Origin of the sequence: Photobacterium kishitanii, assembly GCF_003026355.1 — a bacterium.
In the GTDB taxonomy this organism is placed as follows: domain Bacteria; phylum Pseudomonadota; class Gammaproteobacteria; order Enterobacterales; family Vibrionaceae; genus Photobacterium; species Photobacterium kishitanii.
Map to the genome: position 1 here is coordinate 81,267 of NZ_PYON01000016.1, position 13,963 is coordinate 95,229.

A 13,963-nucleotide genomic window follows, 5' to 3' on the forward strand; every position below is an offset into this window, starting at 1 on the left:
CAAAGTGGTTTACTCTTTAAGCGCTACAAATCACTCTCTGTTGCAGAGGTTATATGTGAAAAACCTCTCGTATCATGCAGTTGCGATTGCGATTTTTCAACCAATTGTGGACTGATATCACGCTTCACCTCCACACCTAATAGCTTAAAGCTTTCTGCTTGACGAATGACATTGCCACGTCCGCTAGCTAACTTATTCATTGCACTATGATAACTCTGATTTGCTTTATCTAATGAGGAGCCTAATCCTTCCATATCAGTCACAAACAAACGCAATTTGTCGTACAGTTTGCCTGCGCGCTCGGCAATTTCTTTGGCATTTTGATTTTGGTGCTCATTGCGCCATAAATTATTAATCGTCCGTAGTGCCACCAGCAATGTCGTTGGACTTACCAACATAATATTGAGATCCATCGCATCCCGGATAAGCTTAGGATCAGCCGCAATTGCAGCTTGAAAGGCCGGTTCAACCGGAATAAACATCAACACATAATCCAGACTTTGGACACCATGTAGCTGATGATAATCTTTACGGCTTAAACCTCGCATATGAGCCCGCATAGAAGCAATATGCTCCCCCATCGCTAATTCTCGATCTGCCACTGTTTCAGCATTAAAAAACCGCTCATAAGCCACCAATGACATCTTGGCATCAACCACCACATCTTTTTGTTGCGGTAAATGCACTACCACATCAGGCTGATAACGTTTGCCGTCTTCATTTTCAAGGCTAACTTGGGTTTGATATTCGTGACCTTCACGTAAACCGGACTCCGTTAACACTCGCGCTAACACGACTTCGCCCCAATTACCTTGGGCTTTATTATCCCCTTTAAGGGCTTGAGTGAGGTTAACGGCTTCCTGCGCCATTTGTTCATTGAGTTGTTTTAGATGATTAATCTGATGTACCAGAGTATGGCGTTCACGAGATTCTTGAGTAAAATTATCATTAACCTGCTTTTTAAAGCTTTCCAATTGCTCTTTAAGGGGCGTCAGTAAACTTTCTAAACTGATTTTATTCTGCTCATCAACGGTACGGGTTTTATGGTCAAACAATTTATTCGCAAGGCTTTCAAATTGAATTCGTAACCGCTCTTCGGCATTTCCTAATAACTGAATTTTTTCTTCTGCTGATTTTTGTTCTTCAAAATGACGCGCATCTTGCTCACGTAAATCAGCTTCAAGACCAGCGTTCATTACCCGTAAGTTATCTAACTGCTCGGATAAATACTGTTTTTCATTTTGAAGCGCTTCAAAATGACGCATTTTTTCTACCGCCGCAGATAAATTACCGTGCAATTGACGAATTTCATGAGTAAGACGATCACGCTCATCATCCATCTGCTCGAGCTCTTGATTACGCTCACCCAATTGCTGCTGTAATTGCTGCTCACGCACCTGCAATAAACGTATATCAGCCTGCGCTTGCTGTTGGTGCAACTGCAATGTTTGCTCAAAACGTCCTTTTAACCATAGCGTGGTAATAACACTCGCTACCGTAGCACCAGAGATTGCTGCCAACAGTGAAATCATGCCGCCACTCAACCATTCCGTCATATCAAATACTCTACAAAAAACCACCAAATCCATTTCTGTTGTAAGGCTAAGTCGATACTGGATAAATGTCCAGTTCAGTAATATTTGTTGGTATGAATTTGATTGTTTTCACCCATAAAGGAAGCGTATTTATGCGCCCACGATCACAGCCTTACTTGGGCTCACTAGGGCGAGTTTGGCCTCATCAATTACACTGCGAGCTTCATTTAAAGGAATAAATAGAGAATCAGTCATGAACGAACGTCATGCATTAGGCTATGGTCTCACTGCAGTATTACTGTGGTCGACTGTTGCAACCGCATTTAAAATTACCTTAAATTATTTTTCACCGCCGCAAATGGTCGTCATTGCAAGCCTTGTTTCAGTGATTGCATTACTCGCTATTGCTACCTATCAAGGCAAACTTACCAATTTATTGACCACCTTTTATGCTCGACCTTGGTATTACCTTGCTTTAGGACTAATCAACCCTCTGGCATACTATTTAGTATTATTTAAAGCCTACGCTTTATTGCCAGCCTCACAAGCTCAGCCATTGAACTATAGTTGGGCGATTACTTTAACCCTAATGGCGGCGATTTTTTTACATCAAAAGATTGGTCGTCAAGACTGGATAGCCTGTGGCTTAGGCTATTTAGGTGTGGTAGTGATCGCCACTAAGGGTGATCTACTTGCTCTCCAATTTGAAAGCCCGCTCGGGGTCGGATTAGCGCTATTTTCAACCCTTTTATGGGCACTATATTGGATAATCAATACCAAAAATACTGCCGATCCTGTGCTGGGATTATTACTCGGATTTTTAACCTCACTGCCTTTTTCTATCGGCTTGAGTTTTTATGTAGGTGGCTGGCAAACAGTACCTTGGCAAGGGTGGTTAGCTGTAACCTATGTGGGCTTGTTTGAAATGGGAATAACCTTTGTCTTGTGGCTCAACGCCCTCCGCTTAACCACTAACACCGCCCGTATCAGTAACTTAATATTTATTTCACCCTTTATTTCACTACTGTTATTAGCAACTATTATTGGAGAACAAATAACAGCCGCAACGATTATCGGACTGTTATTTATTATTAGTGGCTTAGTGGTGCAGCAATGGCGTTCAAAGCCATCACCTCAATCTCAATTACTGTAAACCACCTAAAATTAAGCCTGTCATAATGACAGGCTTAATAAACACACGCTCAATGGCTGCTAATCATCAACAATTCAGCACTAATCGGCTGTTAGTGGTGCTTGATGCCAGCTTTTGCCCCACTTTGACCACAACACAAATATCCCAGGGATCAATAACCACATCTGCAATGTCATCAACATTGGCGTTGCTAAATCAAGTCGCTGAGTTAAGCTCACCATCACTCCAGCGCCACTCATTTGAAATAGACCCAACAATGCAGCCGCAGTACCGGCACGATCACCAAAAGGCGCTAATGCTTTACCTGCCGATGAGCCTAAGACAAACGCAAACCCAAATGAACAGATAAAAATAGGCACCATAAATGCCCACGCTTGATTAATGGTGCTCAGCCCCAGCATTAATCCACCGGCAATGGTTAGAATAATAAGTCCTGTTTGCAATGTAGCCCGAGTACCGAACCGATCCATAAATTTCGGTGCTACCATACAAGCGGTAATATTAAGCGCAGCATTAATACCAAACCATAATGTAAATTGGTTCATGTCAGCCCCAAGATGGCTCATTAACCACACCGGAGCCGAGGTCACATAAGCTAGAATCACCGCCATCGCTAACATGCATAAACTGGCATGGTATAAAAATGTTGGCTCACGTAATACCGACCAATAGCGGCTCAAACTTATGGTTGAACCACTAACATGAGTATCAGTAGGGCGAGTTTCTTTAAACATCGTCATCACAAATAAACCAGCTACCAGCGCAAATCCAGCCATAAAACTAAAATTTGAACGCCAGCCAAACTCATGTGTTAACCAAGTACCTAACAAGGGTGCTAAAGCGGGAATAAAACAGATTGCACCATTTAAGTAACTGATCATCCGACCACTCTTTTCTGCGCCAAAACTATCACGCACAGCAGAGAAAGCCGCAACAGAGGTTGCACAGGCACCGAAACCTTGTAATAAACGTGCAGCTAATAGCATGTCTAAGTTGGTTGCTAAATACGCCATAAGTGCACTAAAACCATAAATAACAATTCCCGCGAGTGCAATTGGTCGACGTCCAAAACGATCAGCTAATGGCCCTGCCAATAGTTGCCCTAATCCTAAACTAAACATAAACCATGTTACGGTATCTTGAACGCGTACAGCATTAACCCCAAAGCTATCGGCAATAGCAGGGAAAGCAGGTAGATAAATATCAATAGCCAATGGGCTAAATAATACTAAAGTCACCATCAAGGTGATTAATTTAGTATCAGTAGAAGAAGTGGTTGACGAGGTCATATGATGTTCCTAAAAGATGATCGCGCCAAGTCTACGGTTTTAGAGATATGAATAGAAATGGTATATATTCAAAAGCACTTTTCCATTTTGGAATATCACTCACAGCAGTTATCCGCCACACTCTGAGTGACAGATAACATGATTAGGCTGAAATGTAGCAAATGCTAATTAATTGACCGTTAGCTAATTGATGCCAACCTGCAAACACGCTAACGTAACCACATTGACTGCATAACTAAATACCCTCAATGAGTGTTAGTTATTCAAGTTTACAGCTTACGCCATCGTTAAGATGACGCTTTAATTAAAGGACGAAAACATGCAAGCAGCAATTTCGCAACGTGTTGAACAAATCCGCCAATGGCTCGCTGATAATCAGTTAGATGCTTTATTGATCCCTCACGAAGATGAATTTCTAGGTGAGTACATTCCCGATCATAATGAACGTCTGCACTGGTTAACTGGATTTACTGGCTCGGCAGGCGCTGCCATTATTACTCGTGATGATGCTGCTGTTTTTGTTGATGGTCGTTATGTGGTGCAAGTTCGTAAACAAGTGCCTGCAGATGTATTTCAATACTGCCATCTTATTGAGCAACCACCAGTACAATGGGCACTAGAAAATTTAGCAGCAGGCAGTAAAGTTGCCATTGATGCTCGCCTTCACAGTGCTGCATGGCTAAACAATGCCACCACCGCCATTGATGGCGAATTCGCGTTAGTATCTGTTGCTGAAAATCCCATTGATCAATTATGGTTAGATCGCCCAGCACCAGTATTATCTGATGCCCAATTAATGGGATTAGAATTTGTTGGTCAATCAAGTACAGATAAACGCCAACAAATTGCAGCCTTACTAACGACTCAAAAAGCCAATGCTGCTTTTTTAAGTCAGTTAGATAGCATCGCATGGCTGTTGAATATTCGTGGTGACGATGTCCATTGCCTACCAGTATTACTGTCAGCTGCAATTATCCACAACGATGCTTCCGTAGATTTTTATATTGATCATCACCGCTTACCGGCAGGTTTTGCGGCACATGTTGGTGATGGCGTTAATATCTGTGAGCCAGAACAATTGGCAGCAGGTTTAGCATCATTAGCAGGAAAGCGGGTACTGTTTGACTCTGCGAACAGCAACGCCTGGGCAGCTCAACAGCTTAAAAATTCGGGTGCACAACTGATTGAGGCAGCAAATCCAACCTTACTGCCCAAAGCCACCAAAAATGTTACAGAAATGGCAGGAATGAAGGCGTGTCATATTCGTGATGGGGTTGCAATCAGCAAATTCTTAGCGTGGGTTGATGCCCAAGTTGCAGCAGGTAACCTCTTAGATGAAGCCGAACTTTCTGATCAATTGTGGCAATTCCGCCAGTTAGACCCAACATGCCGTGATGTTAGCTTTGATACTATTTCAGCTGCCGCTGGTAATGCCGCCATGTGTCACTATAACCATATAGATCAACCGCAACCAAGCAAACTGCAAATGGACACGGTGTACTTAGTCGATTCAGGTGGTCAATACCCTGATGGTACCACCGATATTACTCGTACGATTGCCATTGGCACCCCAGGCGATGAAGTTAAACAAGCATTCACACTGGTGTTAAAAGGTCATATTGCACTTGCCTCTGCACGCTTTCCTAAAGGCACGACCGGCTCACAGCTGGATGCTTTAGCCCGTCAACACCTATGGGCACATGGTTTTGATTATGACCACGGTACCGGCCATGGCGTGGGTCATTTTTTAAGTGTTCATGAAGGCCCACAGCGGATCGCTAAAGGCTATAATCCAACCGCATTATTACCAGGCATGGTGCTCTCAAATGAGCCGGGATACTACCGCGCTGATGCGTTTGGTATTCGGATTGAAAACCTTGAAGCTGTCGTTGAAGTAGCCACTCAAGGCGATATGTCAGTAATGGGCTTTGAGTCGTTAACACGTGCGCCGATTGATAAGCGCCTGATTGATGCGAGCCTACTGACTGATGTCGAACTGGCATGGCTCAACAATTACCATCGCACCGTATTTGACGTTATTAGCCCAGCCCTAACAGGCGCTGATCTGGCGTGGTTAACTCAAGCGACAGCAACACTTAACCGCTAACCTCAATTTTCATACTTAAAATAAAAAAGCCAGTGCATTTAATGCTGCACTGGCTTTTTTTATTAACCGGAATAAACCGCATCCCAGTCTTTCCATACGACTTCAAAACCTTGTCGCTTCACTGCTACGGCAACATCAGCCACACTACGATCATCACTGATCGCAAATTGCTCTAACTCTGGTGTATCATCGGCATAACCACCCGGCTGCGTTTTTGATCCCGCAGAAAGACTAGTAACGCCTAATGGCAACACATTATCGCGAAAGTGGGCTGACTCACGAGTGGATAATGACAACTCAACTTCAGGATTAAACAACCGATAAGCACAGATCAACTGCACTAACTGGCGATCAGTCATCACCGATTTGGGTTCAATCCCCCCCGTGCAAGGCCGCAAGCGCGGAAATGAAATCGAATAACGACTTTGCCAATAATGATGCTCAAGATATACCAAATGGCTAGCAACAAAAAAACTATCTGTCCGCCACTCTTCCATCCCCAGCAAAGCCCCTATGCCAATTTTATCGATTCCAGCTTGGGCTAACCTATCTGGCGTCGCTAGCCGATAATTAAAATTAGTTTTATTGCCGCGTAGGTGATGCTCGGCATAAGTACGGGCATGATACGTTTCTTGATACACCATCACCGCATCTAAGCCTAAGCCTTTAAGTTCTCGATATTGTTGTTGTTCAAGCGGCTGCACTTCCATTGCAACATAACTAAAATGTGATTTAATTTGTGGCAATGCCTGCCTAAAATAATCCATCCCGACTTTAGTTTGATGCTCACCAGTGACCAATAACACGCTATCAAAATTAAGTGCTTTAATCGCCTTACATTCACGTCCAATATCACCCTCATCTAATGTGCGGCGCTTAATGCGATTTTCCATCGAAAAGCCACAATAGGTACACGCATTGGCACACAAGTTAGACAGGTATAACGGTACATAAAAACTGATGGTATGACCAAAACGCTGCCGAGTTAACATCGCAGACAATTGCGCCATATGTTCTAAATAAGGCTCAGCAGCTGGTGAGATCAGCGCTTTAAAATCCTCTAAATCGAGTTTAGGTTTACTAAGCGCACGCTCAACATCTACCGTAGTCTTGGCATAAATAGATAAACGAATATCATCCCAATCCATTTGCTGCCAAACATCAACAAAGCTCATGCTGGCTCCTTACTGATTAAGAAATGCCGTTAATGGGCTCGATGCAATAGCATGATTCACTTTCCCCGCCATGCCAGCCTCAAACGCCATACGACCACTTTCAACCGCTAATTTAAACGCATGTCCCATTGCAATAGGATCATGAGCGGCAGCAATAGCGGTATTAACCAGAACGGCATCAGCGCCCATTTCCATCGCTTCTGCAGCATGAGAAGGCGCACCAATTCCCGCATCTACCACCACAGGTACACGTGCTTGATCGATAATAATTTGCAGAAAATCACGACTAACTAAACCTTTATTTGAACCAATTGGCGCTCCTAGGGGCATCACCGCCGCACATCCCACTTCTTCTAACCGTTTACACAACACCGGATCAGCATGACAATAAGGCAACACTACAAACCCTAGCTGTACTAACTGCTGTGCCGCCTTTAGTGTTTCAATTGGATCCGGCATCAGGTATTTCGAATCAGGGTGAATCTCTAGCTTTAGCCAATTAGTACCTAACGCTTCGTGGGCTAATTGCGCCGCAAAAACGGCCTCTTTGGCGTTTTTGGCCCCTGATGTATTCGGCAATAAATTCACCCCAGCGGTAACTAAAGGCGCTAAAATATCATCATCCGGCTGCGTTAAATCAACCCGTTTTAATGCCATAGTCACCAGCTCAGAGCCTGTCGCTATAATTGATTTAGCCATCACATCACGATTGGCGTATTTACCCGTGCCAGTAAATAAACGTGATGAAAAGGTTTTATCGGCAATGGTTAACATATCAACCTCCTGCGATTGCTTGAAATAACGCGAGCTGATCGCCATCAGCAATAACCGTTGTAGACCACTCACTAGCAGCAACAATGGATTGATTGATCGCCACCGCTGTGCCTTGTGTCGGTAAAGACAGTTGTGCGACAAATTGACTCAGGGTTTGCTCGGCTTCACATACCACAGGTTGATCGTTCAACCATATCTTAATCATGGTCATACGATCTCCTGATGAGTGACCACACCACAAACTGGACAATGGGGCTCGGTATTAATTGAAAGCTGCTGCCAGCGATTATTGAAGCCATCAAATTGCTGTAATAGAGAAAATCCGATATCACCGACACCCGTTATCGCTTTAATCGCAGTTAACGCTTGTAAATTGCCGATGGTGCCAACAACAGGTCCTATTACGCCACCAGTTCGACAATTATTGGCTTGTTGCTCCGTACTATTGAAGATAGGAAATAAGCACTGATAACACCCTGATTTCGATTGGCGGAAATCAAATGCAATCAGCTGACCTTGCCAACCAATGGATGCCCCTGATATCAACGTTTTTTGATGTTTAAAACAAGCCTGATTAATCGCATAACGTGTCCCCCAATTATCACTGCAATCAAGTACGATATCCGCTTGTTGAACTTCAATATCAAGTTGAAATCCCGCTAACTTTGCTTGCACGGCTCGCGTACGTATTAATGGGTTTAGCGCATTGATCTGCTGGCATGCAGCCTGTGCTTTACTTGTCGCAATATCACTATCACGGTAAATGACCTGCCGTTGTAAGTTAGAAACTTCAACGTCATCATCATCGGCTATAACCAATAAACCCACCCCTGCAGCAGCTAAGTACATTACCGCCGCAGAACCTAAACCGCCAACGCCAATAACCAGTACCTGAGCATTCATCAGCTGTTGTTGCCCTACTTCGCCGATCTCGGCCACCATTAACTGACGGCTATAGCGTATAAACTCAGCATCAGAGAGTTCAGAGTTGATGGTCATCACATGCTCCTCCTGCCTCATTTTCAATCGTAGCAACCAATATATTGCGTAATTCTGCAACTGCAGCGGCTGGATTTTCTGCCTTCGTAATCGCACTGACCACAGCAACACCGGTTACTCCAGTGCGCCACACTTTGGCAGCGCGTTCAATATTGATACCACCAATCGCTACGGTCGGTACTCGTTCACCAATTAATTTTTGATAAAGCGCTAACCGATTAACGCCTTGTGGTAATGACGGCATATCTTTAGTTGAGGTCGCAAAAATATGACCCAGTGCGATATAACTTGGTTGATACTCTAAGGCACGTAAAATCTCATAATAGCCATGCGTAGAGATCCCTAACCGTAGTCCAGCTTGCTGGATCGCGACTAAATTAGCACTATTGAGATCTTCCTGACCAAGGTGAATACCGTAAGCACAATGTTTAATTGCCAACGCCCAATAATCATTGATAAAAACTTGCGCGTGAGCTGCCGCTCCAGCAGCAACTGCCTGTTCAATTTGGGATTCAAGATCAGAGGTTTGGGGATTTTTAATTCGTAATTGAGTCGTCGTAACACCTAACTGCAATATCCGCTCAACCCAATCCGCACTATCAACCACTGGGTATAAGCCTAATTTACACAGTTCTAAATCAGCAAAGGGGGCCACACTTTCACCCTCACCCAGCCAACCAAGTTGCTTCACTTCCGGATGATTGATCGTTAATGCACGAGGAAAGACTTTGGCTGTCGTTGGCCATATAAGCTCACCTTGCGCACGATAATTATTATCTTGATAACTGCGTGCATGAGCACGCGCTAAGACCAATGCATCATCTAATGGGTAATCAAGTGCTAATGCCACCAATAACATGGCCCGCTGTGCTTCACTGGCTCCACTATGATGACAATGAATTGCTCTGGTTTGCCCTTGGTGATGCCAAATATCAATACAACCGTCATCAGCAGGATAGCCACATAACACTAAACTGGTATCAGCAACCACCTTATGCTGCAACACTTCTAGTTCATCGAAAGGCGCGAGCCACTGATCCCGCACTTGATACGTCGGCAGTACACAATCGTCCTCTACTGCCACAAAATTAAACGCAACTGAACATTCACTGGTGGCGGTTTTAATCTGCACCCATGAATTACTATTATTAACGCTAACGTTCACTGTCTCACCAAGCTGATATAATTCAGCCGGTACCAATAGTGGTTCAATGTGCATTAATAATGGCATTAAATGATTGGGTAACGATAAGGTGCTCATTTACAAATCCTCTTTAGCTGGGTGATATAATTCACTGCCTCGAGCACGAAATTCAGCTGCCTTTTGTTGCATTCCAACATTCAAGTTATCACTGATGGTAATATCTATCTGCTGCAACTCTTTAGCATAATCACGGACTTCTTGAGATATTTTCATAGAGCAAAATTTAGGGCCGCACATTGAACAAAAGTGGGCAACTTTGCCAGATTCCTGTGGCAAGGTTTGATCGTGATAATCTCGAGCAGTTTGTGGATCAAGGCCCAAATTAAATTGATCTTCCCAACGAAATTCAAACCGTGCTTTTGACAATGCATTGTCACGAACTTGTGCACCGGGGTGGCCTTTCGCTAAGTCTGCCGCATGAGCACACAGCTTGTACGTGATCAACCCGACTTTTACATCATCTTTATTCGGTAAGCCTAAATGCTCTTTTGGCGTCACATAGCACAACATTGCACAGCCATACCAACCGATCATGGCTGCGCCAATGCCGGACGTTATATGATCATAGCCAGGCGCAATATCTGTAGTGAGAGGTCCAAGGGTGTAAAACGGCGCTTCATGACAATGCTTAAGTTGTTCATCCATATTGGCTTTAATCATATGCATCGGTACATGACCTGGCCCTTCAATCATCACCTGAACATCATATTGCCACGCAATTTTAGTCAGTTCGCCCAGCGTACGTAATTCACTAAACTGAGCTTCATCATTGGCATCAGCAATTGATCCCGGACGTAAACCATCACCGAGTGAAAGCGATATATCATATTGAGCACAAATTTCACAAATACTGTGAAAATTTTCATACAAAAAGCTTTCTTGATGATGCGCCAGACACCACTTCGCCATAATTGAACCACCGCGAGAAACAATCCCTGTTACCCGTTTAGCCGTCATTGGCACATAACGTAATAAAACCCCTGCATGAATCGTAAAGTAATCGACACCTTGTTCTGCTTGCTCTAATAAAGTGTCTCGAAAAATATCCCAAGTAAGATTCTCAGCGATACCATTTACTTTCTCCAATGCTTGATACATCGGCACCGTGCCAATCGGTACTGGGCTATTACGAATGATCCACTCACGTGTCTCATGAATATTACGTCCCGTTGATAAATCCATCACAGTATCGCCGCCCCAACGAGTCGACCATACCAATTTCTCAACTTCTTCTTCGATCGATGAACTCACCGCTGAATTACCAATATTGGCATTTACTTTGACAAGAAAGTTACGCCCAATGATCATTGGTTCAACTTCAGGGTGATTGATATTAGCAGGAATAATTGCTCGACCAGCAGCCACTTCTTGGCGAACAAACTCAGGAGTTATTTGTGGTGGAAGATTCGCTCCCCAATCCATACCAGCATGCTGCTGATTTAAAACTTCATCATCATAGTGTGCTCGTCCCATATTTTCACGAATCGCAATATATTCCATTTCAGGAGTGATAATACCTTGGCGAGCATAGTGCAGCTGTGTAACACATACATTGGCTTTAGCTCGTCGAATAGGAGCACGGTGACTAAAACGCAAATCATTAAGCGTCTCATCAACTAAACGCTTATGGGCATAATCAGAACTTAATTCCGGTAATAACTCAGTATCATTACGTTCAGCTATCCACGCTTGACGGACTGTCGGCAAACCACGATAGATATCTATCGATTGCTCAGGATCGGTATAAAAACCAGATGTGTCATAAACACGTATTGGTTGATTTGGTTTAAAGAGAGGAGTCTGTTTGGGGCCACTTACTAGGCTATCAGCTAAGGTTATTTCGCGCATTGGCACTAAAACATCAGCGCGACTACCAGCAACATACACTTTGTGGGAGTTAGGGTAAGGTTGAGCCGTTAATGACTCGATAAATTGTTTCGCTTCCAATCTCGCTTGCTTGCGATTCGACACAGCAATTTCCTTTCAATGTTGTAGGGAAAAATGCTTGGCGGATGGGCGTAAACAAGAGCTATGCAGCAATATTGTGCATAATCGAATACAGACAGTGATCCCTAGATAAGGATATGCAGTAAAGATAACCTCTTGTTCCCTTCGCAGGTATTAGCCTGATCAGGTTCAACGGATCCCGCAATGCGGTCTCAGCCATATGGCACTCCGACAAGTAAGTGATTAAGTATAAAGCCTCAGGCTATCACTACAAGTCTTTAGCCAAAAGAATCAATAGACAGTGACAGATAGCAAAAAGCCGTGCAATTACACGACTTTTTATTTCATGCTAATAACCATGATGATTATTGCGAGATAAGTACATCACACTTAAGATGCTTTGCTAGTGTTTCACTCACATCACCAAAAATATGGATACTAGACTTGTGATAACCAGTAATGACTAACTTAGCTTCAACCTTCTCAGCAAGCTCTTCTAAATGTTTAGCAATATCACCATTGGCAATATGTAAGCCAGCAACAGGATAAGAGGAAGCTGTCGCTAACTCTGATAATTGTGACATCCGCTGTTTAGCAATCGCGTCATGTTCTTCTTGTAATTCAATTTCGACATCAATAAAGCTAACATTACCAACACCAGGTTCAACATAGGCAACATGTAATTCTGCATTATTTTGCTCAGCAATAACCCCTGCCTTTACCATTAGTTTATGGGCATATTTATCTTCAGGGTTAACAGCAAGTAATATAGTTTGATATAGCGACATAGCTTATCTCCATGAGCCTACGCTCAGTAGTAAATTTCTTAGTTATGATTATGATGCTATAAATGTAGCTATACAACCAACTATGTGCCGACATTTTAATATACGCTTAAATCAATGATTGCAATTATCGAGAGTGTCAACTAACTCAACAACCGATTATTATGACGGCTTTTAATCATTACCTTTAACTGAAACGAGATACCAATGAGCCAATATTTATTACTAGGATTCATCGCAATTGGTGGTGCATTCGGCGCCTGCTCACGATACTTAATTTCTGAGCTTTGCGTTATTTTATTTGGCCGTGGCTTCCCATACGGAACATTAACCGTCAATATTATTGGTTCGCTAATTATGGGACTATTAATGTCGGGGCTAAATCAAGGAATGATAGAAGCGGCGCCATGGCGTCCAATGATAGGCTTAGGCTTTCTTGGTGCACTAACCACTTTCTCAACCTTTTCAATGGATAACATTGTAATGATGCAGCAAGGTGAGTTTATCAAAGCTGGCTTAAATATCGTACTTAACGTAACAGTCAGTCTGTTTGCTTGTTATATTGGCTATCAACTAATGATGAAAAGCTAATAGCAATTCAAACATATAACCGCCGCAAGGCGGTTTTTTTTCATCTAATAAAAATAGAAATGCAGGAAATGCAGGAAATGCAGGAAATGCAGGAAATGCAGGAAATGCAGGAAATGCAGGAAATGCTACATCAAGCACAATAGATACCATTACTTTTTTCGTTATAAACGAAAAAAGGCCATCCTTACGGATGGCCTTTTAAAATTTGAAGCCTGGCGATGTCCTACTCTCACATGGGGAGACCCCACACTACCATCGGCGCTATTACGTTTCACTTCTGAGTTCGGCAAGGGATCAGGTGGGTCCATAACGCTATGGTCGCCAAGCAAATTCTGTTTTATTTATCACCTTATGGCAATAAATAGCAATCTGGGAAAATCTAACTAGTTGTTCTCAACACGCAT

13 protein-coding genes, 1 rRNA gene and 1 riboswitch are annotated in these 13,963 nt (G+C 43.2%); of the genes, 3 read left to right on the forward strand and 11 right to left on the reverse strand.

What is annotated here, in order from left to right:
* Nucleotides 1–23: 23 nt before the first annotated feature.
* Nucleotides 24–1,556 (reverse strand): DNA recombination protein RmuC, encoded by a 1,533-nt coding sequence (gene rmuC, locus C0W29_RS16545; RefSeq protein ID WP_036788470.1) that lies wholly within the window; start codon nt 1,554–1,556, stop codon nt 24–26.
* A gap of 232 nt (nt 1,557–1,788) precedes the next feature.
* On the opposite strand from rmuC, the gene C0W29_RS16550 reads away from it, so the two are divergent.
* Complete coding sequence (locus C0W29_RS16550; RefSeq protein WP_045044094.1) at nt 1,789–2,688, forward strand: DMT family transporter; 900 nt, start codon at nt 1,789–1,791, stop codon at nt 2,686–2,688.
* An 80-nt stretch (nt 2,689–2,768) separates the two neighbouring features.
* Here the strand turns inward: C0W29_RS16550 and C0W29_RS16555 are convergent, their stop codons facing one another.
* A complete protein-coding gene (locus tag C0W29_RS16555; RefSeq protein ID WP_045044093.1) occupies nt 2,769–3,977 on the reverse strand; it encodes a multidrug effflux MFS transporter in 1,209 nt (402 codons plus the stop codon).
* A gap of 319 nt (nt 3,978–4,296) precedes the next feature.
* Here C0W29_RS16555 and C0W29_RS16560 point away from each other — a divergent pair, with 319 nt between their 5' ends.
* Complete coding sequence (locus C0W29_RS16560; RefSeq protein ID WP_045044092.1) at nt 4,297–6,084, forward strand: aminopeptidase P family protein; 1,788 nt, start codon at nt 4,297–4,299, stop codon at nt 6,082–6,084.
* Between the two features lie 62 nt (nt 6,085–6,146).
* Here the strand turns inward: C0W29_RS16560 and thiH are convergent, their stop codons facing one another.
* The 7 genes from thiH to C0W29_RS16595 form a co-directional block, all read right to left on the reverse strand.
* Nucleotides 6,147–7,259 carry a 2-iminoacetate synthase ThiH gene (gene thiH / locus C0W29_RS16565; RefSeq protein WP_045045480.1) on the reverse strand — a complete coding sequence of 371 codons (1,113 nt, stop codon included), beginning with the start codon at nt 7,257–7,259 and terminating at the stop codon, nt 6,147–6,149.
* Between the two features lie 9 nt (nt 7,260–7,268).
* A complete protein-coding gene (locus C0W29_RS16570) occupies nt 7,269–8,033 on the reverse strand; it encodes a thiazole synthase (protein WP_045044090.1) in 765 nt (254 codons plus the stop codon).
* A 1-nt stretch (nt 8,034) separates the two neighbouring features.
* Nucleotides 8,035–8,238, reverse strand: a complete 204-nt coding sequence (gene thiS, locus C0W29_RS16575; protein ID WP_235869040.1) for a sulfur carrier protein ThiS — start codon at nt 8,236–8,238, stop codon at nt 8,035–8,037.
* A gap of 2 nt (nt 8,239–8,240) precedes the next feature.
* A complete protein-coding gene (locus C0W29_RS16580) occupies nt 8,241–9,032 on the reverse strand; it encodes a HesA/MoeB/ThiF family protein (protein WP_045044088.1) in 792 nt (263 codons plus the stop codon).
* The gene (gene thiE / locus C0W29_RS16585) at nt 9,016–10,293 is read right to left on the reverse strand and encodes a thiamine phosphate synthase (protein WP_045044087.1); all 1,278 of its coding nucleotides are present in this window, start codon (nt 10,291–10,293) and stop codon (nt 9,016–9,018) included. The genes C0W29_RS16580 and thiE overlap by 17 nt, the downstream gene beginning before the upstream one ends.
* Complete coding sequence (gene thiC / locus C0W29_RS16590) at nt 10,294–12,207, reverse strand: phosphomethylpyrimidine synthase ThiC (RefSeq protein ID WP_045045479.1); 1,914 nt, start codon at nt 12,205–12,207, stop codon at nt 10,294–10,296.
* 119 nt (nt 12,208–12,326) lie between these two features.
* Nucleotides 12,327–12,424, reverse strand: a riboswitch (TPP riboswitch).
* A 124-nt stretch (nt 12,425–12,548) separates the two neighbouring features.
* The gene (locus tag C0W29_RS16595) at nt 12,549–12,971 is read right to left on the reverse strand and encodes a universal stress protein (protein ID WP_036788487.1); all 423 of its coding nucleotides are present in this window, start codon (nt 12,969–12,971) and stop codon (nt 12,549–12,551) included.
* A 204-nt stretch (nt 12,972–13,175) separates the two neighbouring features.
* Between C0W29_RS16595 and crcB the strand changes: the two genes are divergently transcribed.
* Nucleotides 13,176–13,559, forward strand: a complete 384-nt coding sequence (crcB, locus tag C0W29_RS16600; RefSeq protein ID WP_036788490.1) for a fluoride efflux transporter CrcB — start codon at nt 13,176–13,178, stop codon at nt 13,557–13,559.
* On the opposite strand, the gene C0W29_RS21650 is transcribed toward crcB, so the two are convergent.
* Together C0W29_RS21650 and rrf are read right to left on the reverse strand one after the other, a co-directional pair.
* Complete coding sequence (locus C0W29_RS21650) at nt 13,542–13,709, reverse strand: hypothetical protein (protein WP_155395132.1); 168 nt, start codon at nt 13,707–13,709, stop codon at nt 13,542–13,544. The genes crcB and C0W29_RS21650 overlap by 18 nt on opposite strands.
* A gap of 60 nt (nt 13,710–13,769) precedes the next feature.
* Nucleotides 13,770–13,885 (reverse strand): 5S ribosomal RNA (rrf, locus tag C0W29_RS16605).
* Nucleotides 13,886–13,963: the final 78 nt, after the last annotated feature.

What these genes read in the sequence shown, in the direction of transcription:
- rmuC (WP_036788470.1), bottom strand. Translation starts at nt 1,556, where the DNA reads ATGACGGAATGGTTGAGTGGCGGCATGATTTCACTGTTGGCAGCAATC.
- C0W29_RS16550 (WP_045044094.1), top strand. Translation starts at nt 1,789, where the DNA reads ATGAACGAACGTCATGCATTAGGCTATGGTCTCACTGCAGTATTACTG.
- C0W29_RS16555 (WP_045044093.1), bottom strand. Translation starts at nt 3,977, where the DNA reads ATGACCTCGTCAACCACTTCTTCTACTGATACTAAATTAATCACCTTG.
- C0W29_RS16560 (WP_045044092.1), top strand. Translation starts at nt 4,297, where the DNA reads ATGCAAGCAGCAATTTCGCAACGTGTTGAACAAATCCGCCAATGGCTC.
- thiH (WP_045045480.1), bottom strand. Translation starts at nt 7,259, where the DNA reads ATGAGCTTTGTTGATGTTTGGCAGCAAATGGATTGGGATGATATTCGT.
- C0W29_RS16570 (WP_045044090.1), bottom strand. Translation starts at nt 8,033, where the DNA reads ATGTTAACCATTGCCGATAAAACCTTTTCATCACGTTTATTTACTGGC.
- thiS (WP_235869040.1), bottom strand. Translation starts at nt 8,238, where the DNA reads ATGATTAAGATATGGTTGAACGATCAACCTGTGGTATGTGAAGCCGAG.
- C0W29_RS16580 (WP_045044088.1), bottom strand. Translation starts at nt 9,032, where the DNA reads ATGACCATCAACTCTGAACTCTCTGATGCTGAGTTTATACGCTATAGC.
- thiE (WP_045044087.1), bottom strand. Translation starts at nt 10,293, where the DNA reads ATGAGCACCTTATCGTTACCCAATCATTTAATGCCATTATTAATGCAC.
- C0W29_RS16595 (WP_036788487.1), bottom strand. Translation starts at nt 12,971, where the DNA reads ATGTCGCTATATCAAACTATATTACTTGCTGTTAACCCTGAAGATAAA.
- crcB (WP_036788490.1), top strand. Translation starts at nt 13,176, where the DNA reads ATGAGCCAATATTTATTACTAGGATTCATCGCAATTGGTGGTGCATTC.
- C0W29_RS21650 (WP_155395132.1), bottom strand. Translation starts at nt 13,709, where the DNA reads ATGGTATCTATTGTGCTTGATGTAGCATTTCCTGCATTTCCTGCATTT.